The organism is Amycolatopsis umgeniensis (genome assembly GCF_014205155.1).
Taxonomy (GTDB): domain Bacteria; phylum Actinomycetota; class Actinomycetes; order Mycobacteriales; family Pseudonocardiaceae; genus Amycolatopsis; species Amycolatopsis umgeniensis.
On sequence record NZ_JACHMX010000001.1, the window covers coordinates 3,077,283 to 3,103,889 of the forward strand.

The 26,607-nt window shown below is 68.8% G+C and carries 21 protein-coding genes and 1 pseudogene; 8 read left to right on the forward strand and 14 right to left on the reverse strand.

What is annotated here, in order from left to right; genetic code table 11:
- Positions 1-202: 202 nt before the first annotated feature.
- Complete coding sequence (locus tag HDA45_RS14020; protein WP_221471117.1) at positions 203-3,487, reverse strand: glycosyltransferase family 2 protein; 3,285 nt, start codon at positions 3,485-3,487, stop codon at positions 203-205.
- 148 nt (positions 3,488-3,635) lie between these two features.
- Positions 3,636-4,019: a WhiB family transcriptional regulator gene (locus HDA45_RS14025; RefSeq protein ID WP_007028952.1), complete on the reverse strand. Its 384-nt coding sequence runs from the start codon at positions 4,017-4,019 to the stop codon at positions 3,636-3,638.
- A gap of 171 nt (positions 4,020-4,190) precedes the next feature.
- Between HDA45_RS14025 and HDA45_RS14030 the strand changes: the two genes are divergently transcribed.
- Positions 4,191-4,952, forward strand: coding sequence for a zinc metalloprotease (locus HDA45_RS14030; protein WP_184905621.1), 762 nt, complete (start codon positions 4,191-4,193; stop codon positions 4,950-4,952).
- On the opposite strand, the gene HDA45_RS14035 is transcribed toward HDA45_RS14030, so the two are convergent.
- The 3 genes from HDA45_RS14035 to mshB are packed head-to-tail and all read right to left on the reverse strand — an operon-like array spanning position 4,936 to position 6,999.
- Entirely contained in the window at positions 4,936-5,742 is an 807-nt protein-coding gene (locus HDA45_RS14035) for a hypothetical protein (protein WP_184895390.1), read from the reverse strand. The genes HDA45_RS14030 and HDA45_RS14035 overlap by 17 nt on opposite strands.
- Positions 5,735-6,160: a hypothetical protein gene (locus HDA45_RS14040; RefSeq protein WP_184895392.1), complete on the reverse strand. Its 426-nt coding sequence runs from the start codon at positions 6,158-6,160 to the stop codon at positions 5,735-5,737. Before HDA45_RS14040 ends, HDA45_RS14035 begins: the two co-directional genes overlap by 8 nt.
- The gene (gene mshB, locus HDA45_RS14045) at positions 6,157-6,999 is read right to left on the reverse strand and encodes an N-acetyl-1-D-myo-inositol-2-amino-2-deoxy-alpha-D-glucopyranoside deacetylase (RefSeq protein ID WP_343072065.1); all 843 of its coding nucleotides are present in this window, start codon (positions 6,997-6,999) and stop codon (positions 6,157-6,159) included. Before mshB ends, HDA45_RS14040 begins: the two co-directional genes overlap by 4 nt.
- Positions 7,000-7,157: 158 nt before the next feature.
- Between mshB and HDA45_RS14050 the strand changes: the two are divergent.
- A pseudogene (locus tag HDA45_RS14050) lies at positions 7,158-8,941 on the forward strand (ABC transporter ATP-binding protein).
- A gap of 386 nt (positions 8,942-9,327) precedes the next feature.
- Here the strand turns inward: HDA45_RS14050 and HDA45_RS14055 are convergent.
- The 4 genes from HDA45_RS14055 to HDA45_RS14070 form a co-directional block, all read right to left on the reverse strand.
- Positions 9,328-10,242 (reverse strand): ABC transporter permease, encoded by a 915-nt coding sequence (locus tag HDA45_RS14055; protein ID WP_184905628.1) that lies wholly within the window; start codon positions 10,240-10,242, stop codon positions 9,328-9,330.
- Between the two features lies 1 nt (position 10,243).
- Positions 10,244-11,260 (reverse strand): ABC transporter permease, encoded by a 1,017-nt coding sequence (locus tag HDA45_RS14060; protein ID WP_184905626.1) that lies wholly within the window; start codon positions 11,258-11,260, stop codon positions 10,244-10,246.
- 181 nt (positions 11,261-11,441) lie between these two features.
- Positions 11,442-13,247 (reverse strand): ABC transporter family substrate-binding protein, encoded by a 1,806-nt coding sequence (locus HDA45_RS14065; protein WP_184895395.1) that lies wholly within the window; start codon positions 13,245-13,247, stop codon positions 11,442-11,444.
- Positions 13,248-13,534: 287 nt separating this feature from the next.
- Entirely contained in the window at positions 13,535-15,244 is a 1,710-nt protein-coding gene (locus HDA45_RS14070) for an ABC transporter substrate-binding protein (protein ID WP_184905630.1), read from the reverse strand.
- A 237-nt stretch (positions 15,245-15,481) separates the two neighbouring features.
- Here HDA45_RS14070 and HDA45_RS14075 point away from each other — a divergent pair, with 237 nt between their 5' ends.
- Positions 15,482-16,855 carry an MFS transporter gene (locus tag HDA45_RS14075; RefSeq protein WP_343072066.1) on the forward strand — a complete coding sequence of 458 codons (1,374 nt, stop codon included), beginning with the start codon at positions 15,482-15,484 and terminating at the stop codon, positions 16,853-16,855.
- 178 nt (positions 16,856-17,033) lie between these two features.
- On the opposite strand, the gene typA is transcribed toward HDA45_RS14075, so the two are convergent.
- Complete coding sequence (gene typA / locus HDA45_RS14080) at positions 17,034-18,956, reverse strand: translational GTPase TypA (protein ID WP_184895397.1); 1,923 nt, start codon at positions 18,954-18,956, stop codon at positions 17,034-17,036.
- A 209-nt stretch (positions 18,957-19,165) separates the two neighbouring features.
- Between typA and HDA45_RS14085 the strand changes: the two genes are divergently transcribed.
- Positions 19,166-19,324 carry a hypothetical protein gene (locus tag HDA45_RS14085; protein WP_007028942.1) on the forward strand — a complete coding sequence of 53 codons (159 nt, stop codon included), beginning with the start codon at positions 19,166-19,168 and terminating at the stop codon, positions 19,322-19,324.
- 20 nt (positions 19,325-19,344) lie between these two features.
- Here HDA45_RS14085 and HDA45_RS14090 read toward each other — a convergent pair whose 3' ends face one another.
- Entirely contained in the window at positions 19,345-19,644 is a 300-nt protein-coding gene (locus HDA45_RS14090; RefSeq protein WP_184895398.1) for a YciI family protein, read from the reverse strand.
- Between the two features lie 333 nt (positions 19,645-19,977).
- Between HDA45_RS14090 and trpS the strand changes: the two genes are divergently transcribed.
- Positions 19,978-20,943, forward strand: a complete 966-nt coding sequence (gene trpS, locus HDA45_RS14095; protein ID WP_184895401.1) for a tryptophan--tRNA ligase — start codon at positions 19,978-19,980, stop codon at positions 20,941-20,943.
- A gap of 49 nt (positions 20,944-20,992) precedes the next feature.
- On the opposite strand, the gene HDA45_RS14100 is transcribed toward trpS, so the two are convergent.
- The 3 genes from HDA45_RS14100 to HDA45_RS14110 are packed head-to-tail and all read right to left on the reverse strand — an operon-like array spanning position 20,993 to position 23,446.
- Positions 20,993-21,382 carry an NUDIX domain-containing protein gene (locus tag HDA45_RS14100; RefSeq protein ID WP_184895403.1) on the reverse strand — a complete coding sequence of 130 codons (390 nt, stop codon included), beginning with the start codon at positions 21,380-21,382 and terminating at the stop codon, positions 20,993-20,995.
- Between the two features lie 10 nt (positions 21,383-21,392).
- On the reverse strand, positions 21,393-22,721 hold the full coding sequence (locus HDA45_RS14105) for an ATP-binding protein (protein ID WP_184895405.1): 1,329 nt from the start codon (positions 22,719-22,721) through the stop codon (positions 21,393-21,395).
- A complete protein-coding gene (locus tag HDA45_RS14110) occupies positions 22,718-23,446 on the reverse strand; it encodes a response regulator transcription factor (protein ID WP_184895407.1) in 729 nt (242 codons plus the stop codon). The genes HDA45_RS14105 and HDA45_RS14110 overlap by 4 nt, the downstream gene beginning before the upstream one ends.
- Before the next feature lie 144 nt (positions 23,447-23,590).
- On the opposite strand from HDA45_RS14110, the gene HDA45_RS14115 reads away from it, so the two are divergent.
- Genes HDA45_RS14115 through HDA45_RS14125 form a run of 3 tightly spaced genes read left to right on the forward strand, consistent with a single transcriptional unit; the run spans position 23,591 to position 26,549 of the window.
- Positions 23,591-24,682 (forward strand): LolA family protein, encoded by a 1,092-nt coding sequence (locus HDA45_RS14115; RefSeq protein WP_184895409.1) that lies wholly within the window; start codon positions 23,591-23,593, stop codon positions 24,680-24,682.
- Positions 24,679-25,674, forward strand: coding sequence for an ATP-binding cassette domain-containing protein (locus HDA45_RS14120; RefSeq protein ID WP_184895411.1), 996 nt, complete (start codon positions 24,679-24,681; stop codon positions 25,672-25,674). The genes HDA45_RS14115 and HDA45_RS14120 overlap by 4 nt, the downstream gene beginning before the upstream one ends.
- Positions 25,671-26,549: an ABC transporter permease subunit gene (locus HDA45_RS14125; protein WP_184895414.1), complete on the forward strand. Its 879-nt coding sequence runs from the start codon at positions 25,671-25,673 to the stop codon at positions 26,547-26,549. Before HDA45_RS14120 ends, HDA45_RS14125 begins: the two co-directional genes overlap by 4 nt.
- The last annotated feature ends 58 nt before the right edge of the window (positions 26,550-26,607 follow it).

Here is a 26,607-nt window from a genome sequence, read left to right on the forward strand (position 1 = left end):
GGGGGCGCTGGGCGTCTGGAGCGCAAGTCCACCTTGGTCACGAAAGTAGCGAAGGGGCCCTTCCCTACCCTCAGGGTAGGGAAGGAGGCCTTCACGGACCCCCGAGAGCCGCGAAGCCGCGAGAGCCGCGAAGCGGTGTCTTGAAGGCCACCTTTGAGACGTTCAACGTCTCAAAGGGGCCCTTCAAGACACCGGGCTAGAGCTACAGGGAGTCCCGCCGCCGCGTGGGCACAGCCGTCAGCAGCGTGAACAGCACCGCGGCGATCTGCGCCAGCAGCAACAGGTTCCGCGTGGTGCCCTGGTGCTCCACCACCACCTCCGAAGGCGTGGGCGGCACCGAGACAGCCACCTGATGGCCCCACGCCCGCACGATCGGCACGGCCTTGCCGTCCACGGTCGCGTGCCAGCCCGCCTCGAACTCCGCGGCCAGCACGAGCAGCCGCCCGGTCGGGCCCTCCGAGACGCGCACCCGCACGTCCGGCAGCCCGGCCTGCACCGGCGCAACCCCTGGCGACGCCCCCGGCGCGCCCTTGCCGGTCACGGCCGCCTGCGCCAGTTCCGGTGAGATGAGCGCCACCTGACCACCGGCGGGCAGCAGGCGAAGCACCGGACGCCCGTCCGAGGTCGGCGCCGCCGAAACCACCAGATCCCGCGCGAGTTCGACGAAAGCCGAACCGTCCGCACCGGCCGGCAGCACGACGTACAGCACCCCCGAAGCAGCGGCGGCCGCGAAGGCCTGTTTGACCGCGTCCGGCGAGCCCTGCAGCAGGTCGCGGCGCCACGAGGCCAGCCGATCGGCGCTGCCGGGCGTCGGGGCGAGTTCGTCGTCGCCGTAGAGCGGCAACCGTCCCCCGGTCTGCCGGACGGGCTCACCCACGACCAGCACCGAGCGTCCGCTGGAAGCCAGGTCGTCGGCGACGAGCGACGGACGCTCACCCGACCGCAGCGGGCCTTCCCGTCCCGCGACCACCGCGCCGGTCGCCAAAGCCAGCAGCACGAGCACCCCGGCCACGGCGGTGACCTTCGCCAGCCACGGCGCGGGCTCGACACTCGCCCCGCCGCGCTGCCAGGTCGCCAGCACCGTCCACAGCAACCCCGCGCCGATCACCAGCAGCGGCACCCCGGCGTATCCGGTCGCGTGCGCGCCGCCCGACATCGGCGTCACCGCCACGAACCGCACCGCCACGAGCCCGAGCGCACCCAGCACGACGACCGCGACACCGCCACCCGCGCCCTTCGACGGCCGGACCACCAGCGCGACGATCGCGGCCGCGACCAGCGCCACCCCGATCGGCCAAGCACCGGGGCCGCCCGGGTCCAGTCCGGCGAGATCGGCGCCGGACGCGGCCGTGGCACCGCCGCCGAGCCCGTGCAGCAACAGTTCCGGATGCTTCAGCAGCACACTCGGCCACGGCAGCAGCAGCGCCAGCGGCAGGAAGACCACGATGCCGACCGACGCGATCCGCCGCGCGAGCCCGGTCGGCGACGGCAGCACCACGAACCCGATCACCAGCCCGACCAACGCCAGCGCGTGCGCGAGCGGCGAGAACGCGCCGATCAGCGCCAGCCCGATCGCGCTCAGCGCGGAAACGTGCAGCCATCGCGAGTCCGCGCGGACCAGCAGCCCCACGATGCCCGCGATCACCGGCGGCAGCAGCAGGTGCACGACGACGACGTCGAGCCGCCCCTGCGCGACCGAGGCCGTGGCGGCGGGAAGCACGCCGTACGCCGCCGCGGCGACGGCACGCACCCAGCGACGCACGCGAAGGCGCCGAGTGGCCGCGTACGCGCTCAGGAAAGCGAGCGGGATGTCCCCGATCAGCAGGATCGCGACCAGTGCCGCGGGCCCGCCGATCGGCGCGAAAATCGCTCCGAGGGTGCCGAGCACGGGCAGCGTCGCGGGCGCGGGACTCGCCGTCCCGCCCGCGATCGCGTGCCACGGCGCCAGGTACGAAGACCAGATTTCGCCGAGTCCGCCGACGGGCAGCAGCTTCCCGCCGAACAGGTCCAGCCCGAGCCGGGAACCGTTGACCGCGAAGGCGAGCGCCGTCAGCACGACCAGCAGGATCACCGGCGGGGCGAACACGGTCGCGCCGAGCACCCGCTTCCGGTCGACCTCGACGAAGACGAGTTCCGGCTCCGGCCGCCGCCCGCCGTCACGCGGCACCGGCGACGGTTTCGGCCTGCCCGCGGCGGGTTTCTCCGTGACCGGTTCGGGGACGGCGACCGCGACGATCGCACTCGGCCGCCGCAGACCCGTCCCCCGCGAGCCGACCCCGCGCATCGCCCCGGCGGGCAGCGCGCCGGGGCCGACCGGGCGATCTTGCCCGGCCTCCAACGCCTCCGGCGGGATCCACGCGCCTTCCTGATCCGCGCTCTCCGGCACGGTCCCGAGGGCGAAGTCCCGCTCGACGCCTCGCCGGACGAGGCCCACGACACCGGCGCGGACGGCGTTGCGCACCCGCGTCATCCGTCCGGTGAACAGGCCGCGGACATCGCCGGGCCGGTCGGTCTTCCCGCGTTCGGCGCGGGCCGCGCGCAGCCCGCCTCGGCCGCGCAGCAGGTACCAGGTCGCCGCGAGTTCCGCGCCCGCCTCGCCGGTACGGCGCAGCAGCAGGAACGCGAGCGCGCGGAACAGCGCGAACAACGGGATTCGAATCAAGCCGAACCAAAACGACAGCGGGGAGCAATTGACGAGGAACACCCGGAGCCCGTGCGCGCGGTTCGCCGTCGCGAGGGAAAGGCCGAGAACGTCCGGTTCCCGCTGTCCGGTACTGAGCGCGCGGGCGTGCCGGAGCCGGGCGGCCGTCACCGAGAGCACGCGTCCGCCCGCGGCGTTGGCGCGCCAGCCGAAGTCGAGATCCTCGCGCAGCAAGGGAAATCCGGGGTCGTAGCCGCCGAGGTCGTGCCAGACTTCCCGCCGCACCAGCGATCCCGCGCTCGGCACGGCGAGCACCGCGGTGTCGGTCTCTTCGGGTGAGATCTGCTGCCGATGGCCGATGGCGTCCGTCGACAACCCGGCTTCGACGATCAGCCGCGGGTCGCTCCAGTCCACCGCGAGCGGACCGAGTACCGCCGCCTCGGGCTCGTTTTCGGCCGCTGCCAACAGATTTTCGAGACAGTCCGGTTCCGGCGCGCAGTCGTCGTGGAGCAGCCAGAGCCAGCCACCGGGATCACCCCAGCGTTCGACGGCGTGCTCGACGGCCTCGCCGACAGCGGCACCGAAGCCGACGTCACTCGAAAGCGTGAGAATTCCATCAAGGACCGGAGCGTCGCCGGCGACGCCTTCGGGCGCGGCCGCGTCGGCGAGGATTTTCGCCGTCCTGTCGGTGGACCCGGTGTCGACCGCCAGCACGTGCCGCGGCCGGACCCCGCTGCGCCGGAGCGCGGAAAGCGCCAGTGGCAACCAGTTCTCGCCGTTGTGACAGACCACAATGGCCAGTACGGGGACCGTGCGCAGCACAGGTGACGCGGCAGTGCGAGACAACGGGCGCTCCAGATGTGGCGGCGAGTCGAGTGCCGCCACCCTACGACGCGACCCTGTCACCCGTTGGTGGCCCCACTGTATGGAACCAAGACCGTGGAACGCGGGCAGGAAGCGATCTCCGGCGCACTGGGGGTGCCGGAGATCGCCGTCACACAGCTCGCTTTTTCAGTTTCCTACGCTCACGTTCGGAGAGCCCGCCCCAAATACCGAACCGCTCGTCATGCGCGAGGGCGTACTCGAGGCACTCGTCCTTGACCTCGCAACCGAGGCAGATCCGCTTGGCTTCGCGGGTGGAGCCGCCCTTCTCGGGGAAGAACGCCTCCGGGTCCGTCTGCGCGCAGAGGGCCCGTTCCTGCCAGTCCTGCTCTTCCGCGGAGGCATCGTCGAAAAGCTCGGTGAGATCGCCCAGTTGCTGCTCCGGGACCTCACCCCAACCCACGACTTGCCCCCATTCCCTTCCATCTGCTTCCAACCGCACGTCCGCCTCCTCGCTGTCCACGCACTCCCCAGGCTGGCGGTGTTGAAACACCATCCGCCGCCCCCTTCCAGCGACGAATGACATCACTGTGATTACACCCGTGTAGTGCGGTCAGGTCAAGCGGAGTAGCGAGTTCGGGGGATACCCGCGCGCTTGCGCGCAAGGGGACACGCCGAGAACTTCACATCGGGCATACGGAAGACTGGTGGAGTGCAGAGATCAGCAGTGCGGCCAAGCCCGATCTTCCTCGGCATCCTCGCGGTCACCGTCCTGGGCGGTGTACTGGCGGCTTTCGGTGATGCGACCACGATTTCCAGCCAGAAGTACGACCCGCTGATCATCACCGGCGTCGTCCTGCTCGTCGCGGGCGGCTGGGTCGCGTCACTGACGCTGCACGAGTTCGGCCACGCCGTCGTGGCGTTCCGCGGCGGTGACCACAGCGTCGCCCACAAGGGTTACCTGTCCATGGACGTCCGGAAATACACGGATCCGGCACTGTCCATCATCCTGCCGTTGGTATTCCTCATCATCGGCGGCATCCCGCTGCCGGGCGGTGCGGTGTGGATCGAACACGGGCGGCTGCGGTCACGCGGTGTCCAGTCATGGGTGTCGCTCGCCGGGCCACTGAGCAACCTCGCCGTCGGCGTCGCGCTGACCCTTCTCGTCGCACTGGTGCCGATGGCCAACGGGCTCGTGATCGGGCTCTCGTTCCTGGCGCTGCTTCAGATCGTCACGTTCATCCTGAACATCCTGCCGATCCCCGGCCTCGACGGCTGGGGTGCGATCGAGCCGTACCTTTCGCCCGGAGCGCGCGAACTCGGCGCGAAGGTCCGGCCGTGGGCCCCGATCGCGCTGTTCGCCGTGCTGTTCCTCGTGCCGGGAGCCAGCTCGATGCTGTGGCAGGTGTCTTACGCGATCTTCGACTCCGTGGGCGGGTTCAAGCTCGCCGCCATGTACGGACAGGACGCGTTCATGTTCTGGAAGTGACCTCGCTGTCGGGGTGCTCGGTGAACCACTCGTGCGCCCGTTTCCAGACGCGTTTGAGACCGGAGCGCTCGCCGAGGTAGTCGCCCGCCATACCGACCACGGGCAACTTCCCGAGTGCACGGTGCAAAAGACGGCCACGAGGCCGCTTCTCCAGTTCCTCGACGATGCCCAGCAGCCCGCGACCGAGCCGCCACAACGTGCCCGCGGCCGCCTTCAGGGTGATCTTGCCGTGCTTCTTCTTCGCTTCGTCGAGTTCTTCGGTGAGCTTCGCCGCTTCGTCGTCCTCGGCGGCCTTGTCGTGTCCGGCGTGCTTGCCCGCGGCGATCACCGGATCGATGTCACGCTCGAAGAGCACCCACGCGATCAGCCGGACCCGGGCGCCGACGTCGGTCACGCCGTACTCCCCCGCGATCGCGCACAGCAACACCCCTTGCGACGCCGAGCCGAGCGCGTCCTGCACGGGCAGCCTGTCGGCGAGTGCGCCGCCGAGGCCGGGGATCGCGGTGATCAACGCGGTGAACCGGCCGACCCGGTTGACCCACCAGTCGGTGCGCTGGAGGTTCGACATCTCCGCCCAGGCCGCGGTCCCGGGCACCTTGACCGAGGTGATCCCGTCGAGCAGCTTGTCCTTCAGTTTGGGCTCGACGCCTTCCAGCGCGTCCTCTCGACGCCCTCGGGCCTGCAGACCGAACGGATCCGCGTCGCGCAGCGCGTCGACCATCGGACCGCAGGCGCGCACGAACGGCCGCAGTACCGCCACGACCTGGCGATCCGAAATCGCTTCACCCATCGTCGCCTCCCTTGGCGGCCTTCGCCGCCGTGCCAAGACCGCCGCCCAGCGCCAGCGCTCCCGGCAGAGCACCGCCGCCGATCAGCAGCAGCGCCCGCCAGTCCTGAATCAGCACCAGATCACCACCGGGCCCGGTCACGCCCATCCCGAGTACGACTAGTACCCAGACGAGCAGCGGAATCACCGAAAAGGAGGGCCGGACCACTTTCGCGGTCGTCCTCACCAGCAGTGGTGTGGTGATCACCGCGAGCACCACGGTCACCGGGAACGGGAAGTCCCCGAGCTCCGGCAGCACGACGCCGTCGAGCCGGAGCGGCAGGAAGAACAGTTCGAGCAGCCCGAGCAGGAACGCGTCGAAGGACAGCAAGACCAGCAACCAGCGCTGCCGCGGCGTGAGCGGCTGTGACGGCGTGGTCACTTCGCGAGTCCCCCGAACAGGTCGGCCGCGGCGCCCTGGGCCTGTCCGTGGACGAGCACGAAGTACTCGTACGGGGTGATCGGCTGCGCGACGTCGTTGCTCAGCGCGAAGTGGTCCGCGAGATGCGGCGGGGCCGGCACGCTGACCTGGGTCTCGTGCGCCCGCAGCGCGGCGGCCTTCGCGGGGTTGTGCGCGCCGACGTCGAGGACGGTCGTGATCGTCTCGTCCGGCGTCACCGGGAGTTCGCCGTCTTCGGGGACACGGAACGTCGAGCGCCCGCGCAGCGCGGCGAGACCGGCGGAGACTGCGTCACGAGAAGAAACAGTGTGGAAGACCCGTTCGACCGACGCCGCCTTCGGCGCCGCGGCCATCGTGATCTCGTGCGCGCGGATGTGGTCGGGATGCCCATAACCCCCGAAAGCGTCATACGTGACGACGACCTGGGGCCGCACCTCGTCGAGGATCTTCGCGAGCTGAGCCGCCTGCTCGTCGAGGTCTCCGCCGGAGAACGCGCGCGGATGCGCCGCGGACGGTGTCCCGGCCATCCCCGAGTCACGCCAGCGGCCGATGCCGCCGAGATACCGGTGCCGCGTGACGCCCAGCGCGGCGCACGCCGACGCCAGCTCGCCCGCGCGGTAGCCGCCGAGCTGATCGGAGGCCCACGAACCGAGCCCGTCGAGGGAGGGTGGGATGATCTCGCCTTCCTCACCGAGAGTGCACGTGACGACGGTCACTTCGGCGCCTTCGGCCGCGTAACGCGCGATGGTGCCGCCGGTGGTGATGCTTTCGTCGTCCGGATGGGCGTGCACCAGGAGCAATTTGGGCCTATCGGAGATCACGGCTTGAAGACTAATTCGAACACGGCGCGCTTTCCTTTATAGGGTGTCGGGAACGGAAGCCGGAGAGCACCGACCTTAGTCGGGCCACTCTCGGTTATCCTCGCGCGAGTCATGGCCTGTGCGCCGTGACCATATGTACCCCCACGAAGGGCATCTTGGTGAGCACTGAAGCAGCATCGTCGGACCTCGGCGGCGTGTCGGGTTCGGTTCTGTCCATCTCCGACCTGAGCGTTTCGTTCCCGACCGACGACGGCGTGGTCGACGCGGTCAAGGGCATCGGATTCGACGTCAAGCCTGGTGAGATCGTCGCGGTGGTCGGCGAGTCCGGTTCCGGCAAGTCGGTGACCTCGATGTCGGTGCTCGGGCTGCTCCCGAAGACGAGCCGGATCGCGGGCGAGCTCCGCCTTGGCGACCGCAACCTCGCCGACCTCAAGGAGAAGGACCTCCAGAAGATCCGCGGCAACCAGGTCGCGATGATCTTCCAGGAGCCGATGACCGCGCTGAACCCGGTCTACACCGTCGGCTGGCAGCTGCGCGAGGCACTCCGCTCCCACCAGGACATCTCGAAGGAAGCCGCCGACAAGCGCGCCATCGAGCTGCTGGAGATGGTCGGCATCCCGAACCCGCCGCTGCGGTTCAAGCAGTACCCGCACCAGCTCTCGGGCGGTCTGCGCCAGCGCGTCGTCATCGCGATGGCGATCTCGTGCGACCCGAAGGTGATCATCGCCGACGAGCCGACCACGGCGCTCGACGTCACCGTGCAGGCGGAGATCCTCGGCCTGCTGCGCAAACTGCGCGACACCCTCAACACCGCCATCGTGCTGATCACGCACGACATGGGCGTCGTCGCCGACCTCGCCGACCGCGTGGTCGTGATGTACCAGGGCAACATCGTCGAAGAGGCGCCGGTGCGCGACCTGTTCGCGTCGCCGCAGGTGGACTACACCCGCAAGCTGCTCGCCGCCGTGCCCGTGCTCGGCCAGCGTCCTGAGGGCCGTCGCCTGCTCGACGACGAGGGCATCTCCGCCGACAGCGACGAGGCCACGAAGATCGCCGAGGAGATCCGCCTCGCCGACGCCGAGCTGGAGGCCGTGATCGAGGCGGACGCGCCCGCGCTCGAGATCAAGAACCTCGTGCTGGAGTACCCCGGCCGTCGCGGCCAGGCGAAGAACCGCGCGGTGGACGACGTCTCGCTGAGCATCGCCAAGGGCGAGATCGTGGGCCTGGTCGGCGAATCCGGTTCCGGCAAGTCGACCGTCGGCCGCTGCGCGATCCGCCTGCTGACGCCGACCCAGGGCACCGTGTCGATCGCGGGCAAGGACATCACGGGCATGTCCAACAAGGAGCTGCGCCCGCTGCGCCGCTACTTCTCGATCGTGTTCCAGGACCCGGCGTCCACACTGGACCCGAAGATGACCATCGGCGAGTCGATCGCCGAGCCGATGGTGCTGCACAAGTTCCTGTCGGGCAAGGCGCTGAACGAGCGCGTGGCGTCCCTTTTGGACAAGGTCGAGCTCGGCGGCCACTACCGCAACCGGTACCCGCACGAGCTGTCCGGTGGCCAGCGCCAGCGCGTCGCCATCGCGCGGGCGCTCTCGCTCGACCCGGCGCTGCTGATCGCGGACGAGCCGACTTCGGCGCTGGACGTGTCGGTGCAGGCCCGGGTGCTGGACCTGTTCCTCGACCTGCAGCGCTCGCTGCAGTTCGCGTGCCTGTTCATCAGCCACGACCTCGCCGTCGTCGACCTGCTGGCCGACCGCGTCGCGGTGATGCAGCACGCGGCAAGCTCGTCGAGGTCGGCACGCGTGACCAGGTGCTCCACTCGCCGCGCGAGGACTACACCCGCCGTCTGCTGTCGGCCGCCCCGGTGGCGGACCCGGTGCTGCAGGCCGAGCGGCGTGCCGCCTGGGAAGCGGGCAAGCTCGCCCCCGTCGCGGACTGACGCACTTCCGGAAGTACGTGAAGGCCCCCTTCATTGCGCTAGACGCGGTGAAGGGGGCCTTCACGTACTCGGGGCGGGCGTTCGGCCGGTCTCGCGTCGCCTGGCCGAAGGCGTGACTCGCGTGATCAGACGGCGAACTCGCGTGATTGAAGACGGATCTCCCGTGATTGAACGGCGAACTCACGTGATCGGAAGGCGATCTCGGTATGCGGCGCCTGATCACGCGAGATCCGTCTCTGATCACGTGAGTTCGCCGCCTGATCACGCATGAACGCCGGCGGGGACCGCGAGACCCGAGCGTCAGACCGCACCCCCACCAAACGCGTGAAGGCCCCCTTCCCTCGGCTGAGCCGAGGGAAGGGGGCCTTCACGCGTTAAAAGCGGTGTTACGCCTTCATCCGGCGCTGCCGCGGGTCGAAAGCGTCCCGCAGACCGTCACCGATGAAGTTGATCGTCAGCGAGATCAGCACCAGCACGATGAACGGGCCGAAGAACAGCGCCGGCCGGTTCTGCAGCTGCGAGTAGTTCTCGAGGATGACGCGGCCGAGCGAGGTGTCCGGCAGCTGCACCCCCAGTCCGATGAAGGACAGCGCCGCCTCGATCAGCACGGCCTGCGCGACCGCGAGGGTCGCGTTGACCGTGATGAGACCGACCATGTTCGGCACCAGGTGCTTGAACACGATGTGCAGCGTCCCGGCACCGGACGCGCGAGCGGCGTCCACGAACTCGCGCTGGGACAGCGACATCGACTCGGCCCTGGCGATACGGGCGATCGACATCCAGCCGAAGGCCGCCAGCACCATCGCGACGATGTACCACGCACCACCGCCGAACACCTTCGCCAGGATCGCCGCCGCGGCGATCTGCGGCACGATCAGGAACAGGTCCGTCACGCGCGAGATCGCCGAATCGGTGAACCCTCGCAGATATCCCGCCATGGCCCCGAAAACGGTGCCGATGGTGGTGGCGACGATCGACACGATGAGCGCGATCAGGAGCGAGTACTGGGTGCCGCGCAGGATCTGCGACACCATCTCCTTGCCGACCTGCGTCGTCCCGAGCGGGTAGTCCCCGCTGGGCTTCGCGAAGGACGGGAACGAGCTGTCCTCGTAGTTGTACGGCCAGAAGATCGGCATGATGATCACGGTCAGCACGAGGAGCAGCAGGATCGCCGTGCAGACCATCGCCAGCTTGTGCCGCAGGAACTTGCGCAGGACCAGCTTGCCCTGGCTCCGGGGCTCGGGCAGCGCTTCCGGGGCGAGCTTGCCGTCGGCGGTGTCCGCCGTGATTAGGGAATTCAAGTCAGCCAACGCGAATCCTCGGGTCCAGGATGCCGTACATCAGGTCGGCGATCAGGTTGGCGATGATGATGCTCGTGGCGATGACCACCAGCCAGCCCATCATCACCTGGGGATCGCTCTTGGTCACGGCTTCTACGAGCAACTTACCCATGCCGTTCCAGTTGAACACCGACTCGGTGATGATCGCGCCCGAAAGCACGGCACCGAAGTTGACGGAGAACAACGTGGTCACCGGGATCAGGGCGTTCCGGAACGCGTGGCGGAAGATGACCCGCCCGTTGGCGAGGCCCTTGGCCCGCGCGGTCCGGACGTAGTCGGCGTTCAGCGTATCCAGCATCGAGGCCCGCTGGAACCGGCTGTACGCGGCGAAGCTGATCGCCATGATGGACAGCGTCGGCAACAGGTAGGCGCCCACGTAGCTGGCGAGGAAACCGCCTGGACCATCGAAATTCAACGATTCCGGACTCGTGGTGCGAATCCAGGGATTACCGAGCACATCGGACAGTCCCAGGTCCCGGACCCAGCCGTTGAACTGGATCGCGTAGCCCTTCAGCACGATCGCGACACAGAAGATCGGCATCGAGAACAGCAGGAACGCCAGCGTCGTGGCGATGTAGTCGATGATCGAGTACTGCTTGACCGCGGCGACGACACCGACGAGGACGCCGAGCACCAGCGCGAGGAGTTCCGCGCCGACGACGAGCTTGGCGGTGACCTCGAACGCGGCCATGACCTTCGGGAACACCGGGGCCAGCGCGTTGCCCTGGGCGATCGAAATGCCCCAATCGCCGGTCACGAAGCTGCCGAGCCAGTCGAAGTACCGGAGGACGAGGTTCTTGTCCAGACCGAGGTCGCTGGCGACCTGGTTCAGGGTCTCCTGACTGATGGCGGGGTTGCTTCTCAGCTCGCCCAGCGGGTCGCCGGTGCCGGCGACCATGATGAAACACAGAAAAGTCCCGACCAGCAGGACGGGGATCGAGATCGCCAGACGGCGAAGGATGTAGATCACCAGGTTCAACGAACTGCTCCTCATCCGGGCCTGGCCGCCGAAGTACTGGACCGCTGCCCGGTTGTCCACCGTAGTGGCGGTAACCCTACGGTCAACAGCTACTTCCGGCGGGTACGGGGCCCGGCTTGTGGCCGGGCCCCGTACCACCAGGATCGCGTAGGCGAATGGTGAGAAAAAGCGGGCCTAGACCCTACTTCTTCTGCTCCCACTCACCGACGTTCCACAGGACACCGTTGTACGACTGCATGTAAGTGCGGTCGATGCCCTTGAACGCCCACATGGACGGGGTCTGGAACAGCGGCAGCGTCGCGTACTCGTCCGCGATCGCCTGGTCGGCCTTCTGGTAGTTCTCCAGCTGGACGGCCTCATCGGTGGCCTTCACGGCCGCCTCGAACGCCGAGTCGATCGTCGGGTTGGACAGGCCCTGGTAGTTCTGGCTGCTGTCGTCAACCCGGGTGATGTAGATCGACTTCTGCTCGGCCTTGAACGGAGCGGCCGACCAGCCGAAGAGCGCGACGTCGTAGTCGCCGGCCGCGAGACGGCCACCCTTCAGGAAGTTGGCGTCCGTTTCGTCGGTGATCTCGATACCGGCGGCCTTGGCCTGCGAGATGACGATCTCGACGGTCTGCGTACGGCGGGCGTTCTGGTTGTGCGAGATCTTGAACGAAGCGCGCTGCCCGTCCTTGGCGAAGATGCCGTCAGCGCCCTTGGCCCAGCCGGCGTCGGTCAGCGTCTTGGCGGCGGCCTCGGCGCCGAGACCGGCCTTGCTGCCGTACAGGTCCTTGAAGCCCTGCTCGCCCGGCATGAACACGATGCTGTTCAGCGGGGTCGCGTCGGCCTGGACTTCCTTGAGCAGCTTGTCGGTGATCTCCTGGCGGTTGACGACCTCGAAGAACGCCTTGCGCAGCGCCTTGTCCTTGAACATGCGCTTGTAGTTCAGGTCGAAGTGCTCGAAGGTCAGCTGCGAGCCCGAACCGTAGGTCACGCCCTGAGCCGAAAGGCTCTTGAGGGTGTTCGCCGCGGTCGCGTCCGGCTGGGTCGACGCCGCGACGTCGATCTCACCGTTCTGCAGCGCGGTCGCCATGGCCTTGGTGTCCTCCATCGCCCTCACGACGATCTTGGAGGGGCCACCCTTGCCACCGATCCACTTCGGGTTCTTCTCGAGCGTGACGGCCTTCTGGTTGGCGTCGAACGCGGTGATCTTGTACGGGCCGGACGCCGGCATGTTCTCGGCCTTGAAGCCCTTGAAGTCGTTCGTCCAGAACTTGCCGGCGGCGGTCAGCTGCGCGGCGTCACCGGTCGGCGACAGCTTGGTGATGTCGGGGATGTTCGTGTTCTTCTCGATGATGTGCGCGGGCATGATCGCGGTCGAGTTGAACAGACCCTTGTAGTCCAGGTACGGCTCGGTGTACTTGGTCTCGAAGGTGAGGTCGTCCTTGCAGGTCGCCTCGTTGATCAGCGAGTAACCGGTGGTCGAAGCGGCGAGGAAGGCCTGCTTGCCGTCCGCGGTCTTCGCCTTGCCGCTGTGCGCCAGCCACGACAGGTACATGTCGTCACAGTCGAACGCCGCGTCGTCGGACCACTTGACGTTCGGCTTGATCTTGTAAACGACGGTCTGCGGCTCCTTGGAGGTGACTTCCCAGGAGTCGAACACGTCGTTGTTCAGCAGCACCTTGTTGTTGCCGTCGAGCACGTCGGCACCGGCGAGCACGGCAGTCAAGATGTAGGTGTTGTACGACGAGTTGGTGTCAGGCGTGTCGTTGTTGTAGCCCGAGTACCCGTCGTCGATGCCCACCGTGACGGTGCCTTCGTACCCCGGGGTGTCCGCGAGCTTGAAGTTTTCGCCGTTCTGCGCCTTGCCGACCGCCATGCTCTTGATGTCGGTCGACGACCCGTTCTGGTCGGTACTGCCGCTGTCGCCACCGCTGCATGCGCTCAGCACAAGCGCGGAGGCCGCGACGAGCGACCAGGCGGAGACTGCCTTGGACTTCCTCATGAAGTGTGCCCTCCTAGCACTGGGCTCCTGAGATCGGAACAGGACCCCACACCGCTCCGGTGAGATGGCCCGGAGCCTATGACACGCCAAGCAACACTCATTTGGCGCACTGCGGGTGCACGCTAGAAAGGAAATGCACGAACAGTCACCAGTTACGGAGGGATCGTGACCAAAGGGTAACTTGCGGCTGACATCAAGAAATACAGCGGTTACCAGGAGGAATCAGTCGGCCACTCGAACGTGCCGAGAAAGGTCACCCTCCAGGGGCGAACTTCGACTCGAATCGACTACTTCGGACCGCGCGTCCAGTTCACCGCCGACCCGAAAGGGCCCACCATAGGAGGACCAGCGGTTACTCCGGAAATACCAGAGCCGATGGCGAGGGTATCGGCCAGCTGGAACAACGGAATGGCAACATTCCGACGCCACAATTCCGGTTCGAGGGTCGAAAGCGTGTCGGCGACCGGCGTGGTGCCGGTCAGCGCGGCGTCGATCGACGGCTGCAGGGCCGGGTCGCAGAAGCCCAGCGGGTTCGCCGGGACGACGGCCTTGGTCTTGTCGGTGAGCTGATCGGGACGGCAGCCGAACGTGGACGCCAGCGCCGACGCTACGTCCGCACCACCGGTGACCTGGCCGATCACGGCGATGTCGATGCCGACGTTGCCCGCACCCTCCGGCGTCGTCTGCTGGATCCCGTTGAGCACCGGCATGGCCAGCAGCGTCGAGAACAGCTCCCTCGGCTGCGGCGCGATCGCGTTGACCTCGATGCCCGCGGCCACCAGTTGCGCCGTCAGCTCCTTGGCGATCGTCGCGTACGGCTCCTGCTTGGCGGGCGAGGCGACGACCAGCGAAAGGTTCTTCCCGTTCTTGCGCCAGGTCCCGGCTTCCTTGGTGTACCCGGCGGATTTGAGCAGCTCCTCGCCCCTGGCCGGATCGGCCGCCGACGGCGGGCCCGGGGCCGGGATCGTCGGCTGGAAGCCGGTCGCCGACGGGACCCGGACCTGGGCGTCGGCGCGGAGCTTGTCCGACGGGCCGCCCTTCGCCGTCTCGGTGATCAGCTTGCCGCGGTCGATCAGCGCGGTGACGCCTTCGCGCACCTTGGGATCCGACAGCGTCGGACTCACCGGCCGCAGGAGGATCTGCGCGACCGTGGGACGGGCGACCGTGTGCAGCTGGACGGCGGAGCCGAGTTCGCCGAGCCGTTTGAGGCCGGTGCCGTCGGTCTTGGTCATCACGAACTGGTCGTTGCCGCTGCGCAGGGCGGCCAGTGTGCCGTCCTGATCGGCCGCACGCAGCACGATCCGGTCCAGCGCGGAGGGTTTCTCCCAATAGCGCTCGTTGCGCTCCAGGACGACCTCTCCGCGCGCGGTGTCGAGGCCCTTGATCGAGTACGGCCCGGCGACGGCCGGGAACGTCGTCGCCAGGGCGCCCCGCCAGCCGTTCGGGGCGTCCTTGAGCAGGTGGGCGGGCAGGAGGTCGTTGAAGAGCGTCTGCCAGCCGGGGTACGGCTTGGCGAAGGTGACCTCGACCCGCTTGCCGCCTTCACGCGACTGGATGTCGGAGATCAGCCGGTAGCCCGCGGCGCCGATGACGCCGGGCTGGTCGCGCATCGCCTCGCGGAGGTACGCGAAGTCCTCGGCGGCGATCGGCGCGCTGTCGGACCAGGAGGCGTCCGGGCGGATCGTGTACGCGACCGTGAACGGCTGCTGCGAGACGACCTCGGCGGACTTCATCAGGTTCTTGTCCAGCTCGAAGCTGCCGTCGTCCTTCGGGCGGAACACCGACGGGAGCAGCAGCTGCGAGAGCGCCGACGTCACCTGGGAGGCGTCGGCGAGGTTGTGCGGGTTGTAGCCGCCGAGGACGTCGTCGACACCCACGACGACCTGCGAAGGTGTCTTTGTGGTCGAGGTGCTCACCGGCGAGGCGGAGGAGCTGACCACGGGTGGGGGCGGGGTGTTGCTGCAGGCAGCGAGGAGCACGGCCGCGCACGCCAGTATGGGCGCCGCTGTGTTCACTGACCGCACGCCTGATTCCTCCTGATTTGTCCCTCGCCCCACCGTCATAGAGCTACCACGCCCGGGACGGCCTCGACAGCGAGATTCCCATATCGGCCCGGCCGTCGCCCGACCGGATGCCGCCCCTCCCCGGTGGACGTCCGGGAGGCCCGGGAGGTTCCTTCCGCGGCAAGGGAAAAACCCTTAGCACCGCGAAGTATCCACCGCTAGCTTGCCGGGGTGACCAAACGCGCGCTCGTCCTCGTGGTCGTGCTCATGTCCACGTTCACCTTCCCGCTGACCATCACGGGAGCGTCGGTCGCGTTGACCGACATCGCGAACGACCTCGACGCGGGGCTCGCGGCCACCCAGTGGGTCGTCAACGGCTACAACGCCTGCTTCGCGAGCTTCCTGGTCTTCGCGGGCTCTCTGGCCGACGTGCTGGGCAGACGCCGGATCTACGTGGCCGGGCTGGCGTTGTTCGCCGCCGGCGGGATCGCGTGCACGGCCGCCGGGAACATCGTCGTCCTCGACGTCGTCCGCCTGATCGCCGGGACCGGGGCCGCCGCGGCGGTGACCGGCGGGCTCGCGATCCTCACCGAAACCTTCCAGGGCGCGGCGAGGACGCGGGCGTTCGGTCTGGTCGGCACGGTGCTCGGCGTCGGGCTCGCGTTCGGGCCCTCGATCGGCGGCCTGCTCGTCGATCTGCTGGGCTGGCGGGCCGTCTTCGGCGCCCCGGCCGCCGTGGCCGTGGTCGTCCTGGCCCTGACGCCGCTTCTGCCGGACGTTCGCGGTACCGCCGGGCGCCGGATCGACTGGGCGGGTGCCGCGCTCTTCACGGGCGCGATCGGGCTGCTGATCTTCGGGCTCGTCGAAGCGGGCGAGCTCGGCTTCGGCCATCCGCTCGTCGTGGGCGCCTTGGCACTCGCCGTCGTCCTCGCCGCGATCTTCCCGATGGTGGAACGACGGCGCGCGGATCCGCTGTTCGACCTCGCCCTGCTCGCCAACCGCGGTTTCACCTCGCTCGCGGTCGCGGCGGGGGCGCTGGTGACCATCCTGGTGCCGCTGCTGGTCTACCTGCCCTCGTATCTGATCGAGGTCGTCGGCCTCGGCGCCGGGGAAGCCGGGCTGTGGCTGCTGATGCTCACCGCGCCGACCGTCCTGCTCCCGAGCGTGGGCGCCGCGCTGGCGCGGCGGCTGCCGTCTTCGTGGTTCGTCGCGGGAGCTGTCGCCGTCAGCGGGGCGGGCGCCTTTCTGCTGATGACCATGAACGCGTCGTCCGGGGTGTTCTCGTTGCTCGCCCCGCTCGTTCTGGTCGGGGCGGGCACGGGATTGACGATGGGTTTGCTGGACGGTTTGGCAATAGGTTCCGTGGCCCCGGAACATTCCGGAACGGCGGCCGGAATGTTCACCACCGCACGATTGGCGACGGAAACGATCGCTATCGCGGTCGCCGGTGCCGTTCTCGCGTCGATTACCGGAGGGAAGCTCTCCGGCGAGTCCTATACGGACGCATTTAGGATCGTTTCTTTCGCGCTGGGTTGTGTCGGCGTTCTCGGGACGGTGTGCGTGGCCGTCCTCTCGCCGCGGCGGGAAGCCGTTCCGGCGTTGTGAACACCGTCCAAAAAGGAGAACGACTTTCCCCGCGAAATTGTCCGCAAAGGACTCGTTCTCACCATGAACGCCCGATCAAATACGGAGAGTGACCAGTGGAACGCCGGAACGCCGAAGGGCGCTTGCTCACGTTGAGTGAGCAAGCGCCCTTCGGCGTGGTTACGTCAGCGCGCGGGGACTAGCCGCGGTTCTTCATCTTGTTCCGCTCCTTGGCGCGCTGGTTGACGTCCAGCGTGACCTTGCGGATCCGGACGACCTCGGGGGCGACCTCGACGCACTCGTCGACGGAGCAGAACTCCAGCGCCTCTTCCAGGCCCATCTTGCGCGGGCGGGCCAGCGTCTCCATCACGTCGGCGGAGGACTGACGCATGTTGGTCAGCTTCTTCTCCTTGGTGATGTTGATGTCGAGGTCCTCGGCGCGCGGGTTCTCGCCGACGACCATGCCCTCGTACACCTCGGCGCCCGGCTCGACGAAGAAGGTGCCGCGGTCGGCCAGCTGGATCATCGCGTACGCGGTGATGGGGCCCGAGCGGTCGGCGACCAAGGAACCCGAGTGACGGGTGCGGATCTCGCCCGCCCACGGGAAGTAGCCCTCGAACACGTGGTTCGCGATACCGGTGCCGCGGGTCTCGGTGAGGAAGTCGGTGCGGAAGCCGATCAGGCCGCGCGCCGGGAGGACGTAGTCGAGCTTGATCCGGCCCGAGCCGTGCCCGCCCATGTGCTCCATGCGGCCCTTGCGAGCGGCCAGCAGCTGCGTGATGCCGCCGAGGTGCTCCTCCGGGGAGTCGATCGACAGCCGCTCGAACGGCTCGTGCAGCTTGCCGTCGATCATCCGGGTGACCACCTGCGGCTTGCCGACGGTCAGCTCGAAGCCCTCGCGGCGCATCTGCTCGACGAGGATCGCCAGCGCCAGCTCACCACGGCCCTGGACCTCCCAGGTGTCGGGGCGCTCGGTCGGCAGCACCTTGATGCTGACGTTACCGATCAGCTCCTGGTCGAGGCGGGCCTTGACCAGCCGCGCGGTGACCTTGTCGCCGCCGCTGCGGCCGGCCAGCGGCGAGGTGTTGACACCGATGGTCATCGAGATGGCGGGCTCGTCGACGGCGATCCGGGGCAGCGCCTCGGGGTTCTCGACGTCGGCGAGCGTGTCGCCGATGGTGATCTCGGGGATGCCGGCGATGGCGACCAGTTCGCCCGCGCTGGCCTCGGTCGCCGGGACGCGGGTGAGCGCCTCGGTGACGAGCAGTTCGGAGATCCGGACGTTCTGGATGGTGCCGTCCTCGCGCATCCAGGCCACGGTCTGACCCTTGCGCAGGTTGCCGGAGTGGATGCGGATCAGCGCGATCCGGCCGAGGAAGTTCGAGGCGTCGAGGTTGGTGACCAGCGCGCGCAGCGGGCCTTCCCGGTCCGCGAAGGGCGGGGGCACGTGACGCAGCAGGGTGTCGAACAGCGGGTCGAGGTTCTCGCTCTCGGGCACCGCGCCGTCGCCGGGCTGCTCGAGGCTCGCCTTGCCCGCTCGCGCGGAAGCGAACACGACCGGCAGGTCGAGGATCGCGTCGAGGTCGGCGTCCTCGATGTCGCCCGCCAGGTCGAGGAGCAGGTCGTGGGTCTCCTCGACGACCTCGGAGATCCGGGCGTCGGGGCGGTCGGTCTTGTTGACCACGAGGATCACCGGCAGACCGGCCTCGAGGGTCTTGCGCAGGACGAACCGGGTCTGCGGGAGCGGACCCTCACTGGCGTCGACCAGCAGGACGACACCGTCGACCATGGCCAGTCCGCGCTCGACCTCGCCACCGAAGTCGGCGTGGCCGGGGGTGTCGATGACGTTGATGGTCACCGGGCCGTTCTCGGTCTCGCGGTGGATGGAGGTGTTCTTCGCGAGAATGGTGATGCCCTTTTCCCGCTCGAGCTCTCCGGAGTCCATCACGCGGTCGACGAGTTCGGCGCGCTCCTCGAACGCGCCGGACTGCCGGAGCATCGCGTCGACGAGGGTCGTCTTGCCGTGGTCGACGTGGGCGACGATGGCGACGTTGCGCAGGTCGGGCCGGGTCTTACCGGACTGGCGGCCGGCATCGACTGCGGTGGCGCTGGCTGCGGGCACGCGAAGGCTCCAAAGGTTTCAAGTTCGGGTGTGGTGCCCGCGCCGCCCCGAGCGCTCACTCACGCGATCGAGTAACGTCGGCCGACTTTGGCCATACGCGGACCACACCAGGGTACCTGTAGCCGAACTGTGAGCACCCCCACGCCCCAAGATCGGTTAGCCTCACCTAACGTGAAGGCGTCGCCGACGCAGTCCGACGAGGAGCTCGAGTGGGCAAGAAACTACCCGACGACCCGCACAAGCTCGTGCGCAAATGGATGAAGTCCGGCAAGGTCAAGAAGAAATGCTGCAGGTCGAAGTCACGGTGCGGAAAATGCCCCGTTCTCGCCCTGAAAAAGGCGAAGACGAAGATCGCGAAAGCGGCCTGAACGCGTCCCCGTGAAGATCGTCAGCGCACCACCGCCTCGTTGATCAACCGCAGTTCCGGCGCGGTGCGGGTCGGCGAGAACTCGATCACTTCGTAGGCGGCCATGTGCTTGATCGAGAAGGGGTCCGTCGCGAGGATCGCGTCCAGCTTTCCCCTGGCCATGGGCCTGGTGATGATGACGCCGCCGATGCGGGGGTTCCGCCTGCCGGAGGCGAGGAAATTGCCGTGCTCGTACTGCTTGGTCAGCCAATCGGCGTGATCCGGGAGCACGTAGTCGATTTCTTCGATGGGTGCGGTGTAGGTCAGCAGGACGACATACATGAGATGAAGGTAGACCCGGATCTCCAATATGACGGGTGTACTGCCCCGGCCGATATGAAGTGTTGACGCTCCGTGCCCGGAATGAGTGAAATAACCCCGCATTTCGTCCTCTGGATGCGAAAGTTCGACGCCGAACCACCGCTTCCGGAGGACTGCTTGCGGGGCCTGGGTAGGATGACGGCATGCGCGCGCAGAACGTCTCGTGGTGGCCGCCCTCCGGCGGCCCCGCAGTCCTGCGCTGAACGACACCGGCGCACCACCAGGCCGCCCCACCGGGCGGCCTTTTTCGTGCCCGGACGCCGGGGCGGCCCGAATCCGAAAGGAAGAGGGCAGATGATCAGGTTGTCCGGGATCACCCCGTCCGGCCACGTCCACGTCGGGAACCACCTGGGGGCCATTCGGCGCTGGGCCGACGAGGGCGGGCCGGACGACCTGTACTTCGTCTCCGACCTGCACGCGATGACGAACTCGCACAATCCGGCGAAGCTGCGCTCGATGGCTTCCGAACAGCTGGCCGTGCTGATCGCGGCCGGGATCGAGCCGGATCGCGTGTTCGTGCAATCCGACATAGCCCGCGAACTGGGCGCCCTCAACTGGGTCCTCGAGTGCACCTGCAACTACGGCGAAGCCGCCAGGATGATCCAGTTCAAGGAGAAGTCGAAGGGGCGGGCGGGTGTCCGGCTGTCCCTGCTGACCTATCCGGTGCTGATGGCGGCGGACATCCTGTTGCAGGGCGCGGACGAGGTCCCGGTCGGCGAAGACCAGCGGCAGCACGTCGAACTGGCGAGAACGCTGGCGAAGCGGTTCAACTCCACCTACGGCGACGTGTTCACCATGCCGAAGGCGGTGCTGCCGCCCGCCGGGGCGCGGGTCATGGACCTCGCCGAACCGACGCGGAAGATGTCGAAGTCGACGAAGGAGGAGGCCGGTGTCGTCTTCGTCCTCGACGAGGCCGACCACGTCCGGCGGAAGGTGAGACGCGCGAAGACCGACGGCGGGTCTAAGCCGGTCTACGCGCCGGAGACCCGGCCGGGGATGGCGAACCTGCTCGACATCCTCGCGGCCTGCGTCAAGGAGGAGCCCGCGGCGCTGGCAGAGCGGTACGACTCCTACGGCCAGGTGAAAGAGGCCGTCGCCGAGGCGCTCATCGAGGAGCTGCGGCCGGTCCGGGAGGGTGCGCTGGCGTTGCTGGCCGACCCCGGTGAGCTGGAGCGGGTGCGCAAGGCGGGTGCCGTCCGGGCGGCGGAGCGGGGCGAGCACCGGCTCCAGTCCGCGCTGCGGCTCATCGGTGCTGGTTGAAGTTCCGTGAAGGACTCCTTCCCTACTTTGAGGGTAGGGAAGGAGTCCTTCACGGACTTGCGAGCAGGGTGTGCAGGGCCGGGAGGAGGACGCGGTCCGCGGGCAGCCAGTCGAGGTCGTCGAGTTCGCGCGCGGTGATCCACCGGACGTCCTTGTGCTCCACCGCCCGAGGCTCAGCCCCCGCCGAGACCAGCGACGCGGCGTAGATCCGCAGCACCTTCCCGTTCGGCAGCGGCACGTCTTCGCCGACCCGGCTCCCGACCGTCACGGCGACGTCCAGCTCCTCCAGGCATTCCCGCGCCAGCGCGGCCTCGTCGCTTTCGCCGTCCTCGACCCGCCCGCCCGGCAGCTCCCACTGCCCGGCGTGGTCGGCGGGCCAAGCCCGCTGCTGCGCCAGCAGCCGTCCGTTCCGCACGATGGCGGCTCCCACGATCACCACGCGCCACACCCTACTGAGGCCGCGCCGCCTGCCAGACGATCAGGAAGCGCGCCCCGCCATCGGGTGATTCGCCGACACGCACCCGTCCCCCGCGCCGCCGGACGGCCTCCGCGACCATCGCCAGTCCCAGCCCCGTGCCGCCGGACGACCGCGCCCGCGAATCGGAGACGCGGTAGAACCGGTCGAAGACCCGATCCCGGTGTTCCGGCTCGATACCCGGCCCGTCGTCGTCCACCACCACCCGCACGGTGGACCGCGCCGCGAGCACCGAAACGACGATCTGACCGCGCGCGTACCGGCAGGCGTTGCGCAGCAGATTGCTCAGCACCAGTTCGACCTCGGCGTGCGTGGCCAGCGCCCACGCCGACCCGACCGTGCCGCTCACGCGGATCTCCGGCGCGTCGGCGGGCATCCGCGCGACCGCCGCCCGCACCTCGCTCACCAGCTCGACCGGTTCCGCGGGCGGCACCTCCCCCGCGTCCGACCTCGCCAGCGCCAGCAGGCCGTCGAGCAGCGCGGAAAGCCGTTCCGCCTCCTCGAGGACATCGGAGAGCGTCTCCTGGGCGAGGTCGGGGTCGGGATTGGTGACGGCGACCTCGGCCTGCACGCGGATAGACGCGACCGGCGATCGGAGCTCGTGCGCGGCGTCGCCGGTGAACCGCCTCAGCCTGTCGGCACCTTCCTCCTGCCGCGCCAGCAGGGCGTTGAACTCCTCGGCCAGCGCGCGGAGTTCGTCGTGCGAGTCGGGCAGCGGCAACCGCGCGCCGGGTGGGAGCGCCCGGACCGATCCGCGCATCCGGGCCACCGGCCGCAACGCGAACCGCACCAGCAGCCACGTCGCGATCCCGGCGCCCACCGCGCCGACGGACGCGACCACGAACAGCCACAGCCCTCCGGAATGCACGGCCGTCGCGAAGCCGACCAGGCCCGCGCCCACGACGACGAGCCGTTGCTGCCCGTCGGGAGCGGTGACCACGGTGCCCACCCAGCGCCAGCTGTGCTCACCGCCGGTCGTGACCGATTCCCCCGCCTTCAGCGCCCGGACGTCCGTGAAGCCGAGGTTCGCGGGCGGCAGGCCGTCCACCGGGCCGCCGCCGGTGTCGAGGACACGGACGGTGACCGCCGAGCCCGACGTCGTCCGTCCGGCCGAGACGTCGGCCTTCGCCGTCTCCAGCTGGGCGCTCAGTTCCTCGTCGACGGAGCCGATGAGCAGCGGCCGGAGATTGTCACCGGCGAGCGCCGCAAGCCCGAGCAGGAAACCGAGGGTGACCGCGGCCGCGAGGAGGGTGATCCGGACCTGGAGCGAACGGCGGCGCCACCAAGACGGCGAGCCGATCACCCCTGTCCCGCCGGGGCGATCACTTCGTCGAGCTGCGCGTCCGAAGCCAGGTACCCGTGCCCGCGCACGGTCCGGACCAGGGCACCCGCGCCGACAGCGTCGAGTTTGCGGCGCACGTACCCGACGTAGACCTCGACGACGTTGCGGGTCGCGGCCTGCTCGTCACCCCAGACGGCACGCAGCAGCTCGTCCTTGGTGACCACCGTCCCCGCCCGGCCGGCCAGCACCTCCAGCAGCGCGAACTCGCGCGGGCTGAACGCCACCTCGACACCGTCGTAGCGGACCTGCCGCAGGCCGCGGTCGACTTCGAGCGCGCCGATCCGCAGCGGTCCGCGGATCGCGTCCGGCGAGGCCCGCCGCAGCACCGCGCGCACCTGCGCGACCAGCACCACGAACGAGAACGGCTTCACGAGGTAGCCGTCGGCGCCGAGGTCGAGGCCGTCCGCCTGGTCGACCTCGCCGTCCTTCGCGGAGATCATCAGGACCGGCGTGGTGACGCCGAGCGCCCGCAGCCGCTCGAGCACGCGATATCCGGAAAGACCGGGAAGCATGATGTCGAGCAGGACGACGTCGAAGGAGCCCGTCTGCGCGAGCCGCAGGCCGCTGGGCCCGTCGGCCGCCGTGACCACGTCCATGTCCTCGGCGCGCAGCCCGCGCAGCAGCGCTTTGCGCACGCCGGGCTCGTCGTCGACCACCAGTACTCGAGGTTTCACGTCCTTCATCATTCACGCTTTCACCAGCTCACGCGCGAGCTCTCAGCGCCATCTCAGCTCCGACGGCGGAGTCTGAGTGGTATCTCAGCGTTTCCGGGGAAGCGTTGTCGCCAAGACCCGAGCACACTGGGGCTCGGGGAAACAGGGAGAGACAGCATGGATCCGAAGAGGAAGGCCATCACCGCGGCGGTGGTGGGGACGGCACTGGGCGTCGGCGGGCTCGCCGTCGTCGCGATGCCGGCCACCGCGGGCGACGCCCCGGTGCTGCCGCAGATCAGTGCCGAGGAACTGGTGCAGTCCACGCTCAACGCGAAGCCGGCCGCGTTCGACGGGAAGGTCAAGGTCGACAACGACCTCGGCCTGCCGCAGATCGGCAGCACGCTGCCGGGGGCGTCGGCGCTGAGCATCGACTCCGCGCAGATCTCGACCGACGGCGCGGGCAAGAGCAAGGTGTCGCTCACCGAGGGCTCCAGCCAGCAGACCATCGTCCAGAACGGCCAGACCGTCTGGGAGTACAGCTCCAAGGACAACTCCGCGACCAAGGTCACCGTCCCAGACGAACTCGCCAAGGAGCACAAGGGCAAGGTCGAGGGCCAGGCCGTCGACCCGGCGACGGTGGCGTCGGAACTGCTCGGCAAGGTGCGCGAGAGCAGCACGATCGCCGTCGACGGGACGTCTTCGGTGGCGAACCGTTCGGCGTACGAACTGGTGCTGACCCCGAAGCCGACCGAGCGGACGCTGCTGCGCGAGATCCGCGTCGCGATCGACGAGAAGACCCGGATGCCGCTGCGGCTGACGGTGCTGGCCAACGGCACCGCCTCCCCGGCGCTCGAGGTTTCGTTCAGCGAGATCAACTTCGCGGACCAGCCCGCGTCGAACTTCGAGTTCACCCCGCCGAAGGGCGCGAAGGTGACCGAGAAGACCGCTGAGGTCGACCCGAAGAGCCGTGAACTCGCCGACCAGGCGAAATCCGACCTCAAGATCGTCGGCGACGGTTGGGACACCGCGATCACCGGCAAGATCCCGGCCGACGCGCTGGCCAAGGCCGGCGACGCCAAGGACGAGGAAGGCCGTCAGGTCGACCCGAAGGCGCTGCTTTCGCGGTTCGCCAAGCCGGTCAGCGGCGCTTGGGGCAGCGGCTGGCTGGTGACCACCAAGGTCGGCAGCGGCGTGCTGACCGACGATGGCCGCTACGCCATCGGCGCGGTGCCGGAGCAGGTCCTCTTCGAGGCATTGGCCGCGAAGTGACCACCACGTTCGAAGCCGGGACGGACGCCTCCCAGGAGGCGTCCGCTCCGGCGGTACCCCTGGCGGCCCGCACCAGGGGCCTGCGCAAGGTCTACGGCCGCACGGTGGCCGTGGACCACGTCGATCTCGACGTTCCCGAAGGCGCCGTGCTGGGGATGCTCGGCCCCAACGGATCGGGCAAGACCACGACCATCCGGATGCTGCTCGGACTCGTGCGTCCCACCGAGGGCGAGGTCGAACTCTTCGGCAAGAAGATGCCCGACGAGGCGGCGCACGCGCTGCCCGACGTCGGCGCGCTGGTCGAAGGACCGGGCTTCCACCCTTTTCTCTCCGGGCGGGAGAACCTGCTGCGCGTCGCCGCGGCCGAACCGAGGCTGGCCTCGGCCGGGATTCCCGGCGCGGTCGACGCGGCGCTCGAGCGCGTCGGGCTGACAGACGCCTCGAATCGGCGCTACAAGGGGTACTCGCTGGGGATGAAGCAGCGCATGGGGCTGGCGAGCGCGCTGCTCGTGCCCCGGCGCATGGTCGTGCTCGACGAGCCGACCAACGGCCTCGACCCGGCTGGTACCAGGGAGATCCGCCGGATCATCGAGGAACTGCACGCCGACGGCGTCACCGTGCTGGTGTCGTCGCATCTGCTGGCCGAGGTCGAAGCGACCTGCACCCACGTCGCGGTACTCCAGTCGGGGAACGTGATCGCCCAGGGCGAGCTCACGGAACTGCTGGAGTCGGGGAACGCGGCGCTGCTCGTGCGGACACCGGACGCCGAGCTCGCGGTGGAAACGTTGCGGGAGAACAGGATCGGCAGCAGGCTCACGCCGGACGGCGTCCGCGTGGACCTCACCGCCGCCGAAGCTCCCGACGTGCTGCGTCACCTGGTGACGGCCGGGGTGGCCGTGCACGAGGCGGCGCGGGCGCGGACCGGACTGGAAGACCTGTTCGCCCGGCTGACCCAGCCGGAGTCCACTGTAGACGGTGAGGGGGAGTCGTGACCCACGCTCTGGCCGCGGCACCCGCGGCACGAACGGGCCAGGACAGCGTCGGCCTGCTCCGGCTGTACCGCGCCGAACTGCGCTGGATCTTCCGGCGACCCCGCACGCTGGCCGTGCTGGGGCTGCTCGCGCTGATCCCGATCGTGATCGGCGTCGCGCTGACGCTGGTCGACCCGGCGGAGGCGAACGGCGGTGGCGGCGGAGGGGACGGCGCGCTGCTCGCCTCCGCGATGAACAACGGGTTCATCCTGCCTGTCGCGGCGCTGACCATGACGCTGGCGCTACTCCTTCCGCTCGCTTCGGCGATGGCCGGCGCGGACGCGATCGCAGGCGAGGCGGCGCACGGCACCTTGCGGGGCTGGCTGGTCGCCCCGGTCGGCCGGGGCAGGCTGCTCGCGATCAAGGCGTTCGGCGTCGCGACGGTTTCGGTGCTCGCGGTGCTGGCCATGACGTTCACCGGTTTCGTCACCGGACTGATCATCAGCGGCACCGACTCGATGTTCACCCTCACCGGCTCGACGCTGAGCGTGTGGGACGCGCTGGGCAGGCTCCTGATCGTGGCACTGTGGATCACGCTGCAGCTGTGGGCGGTCGGCGCGGTCGCGCTCGCGATCTCGTCGTTCACGGAGCATCCGATGCTGGTGGTCGCCTCGGTGCTGGCCGGGACGATCGTGTTCACCATCCTCGGCTTCCTGGACGCGGTCTCGTGGCTGCATCCGTTCCTGCTCAACAAGGACTGGTCGATGGCGCCGGCCTCGGTGCTGATGGATCCGCTGGACACGACGCTGCTCGGCGAGGGCGCGCTGCGCGCCGCTTGCTACATCGTCATCGGGCTCTCGATCGCCTACTCGCGCCTCACCACCCGGGACGGCTGACCGCAGGGGGCTGAAGGGGCCCTTCACCGCATGCGATGTGGTGAAGGGCCCTTTCGTC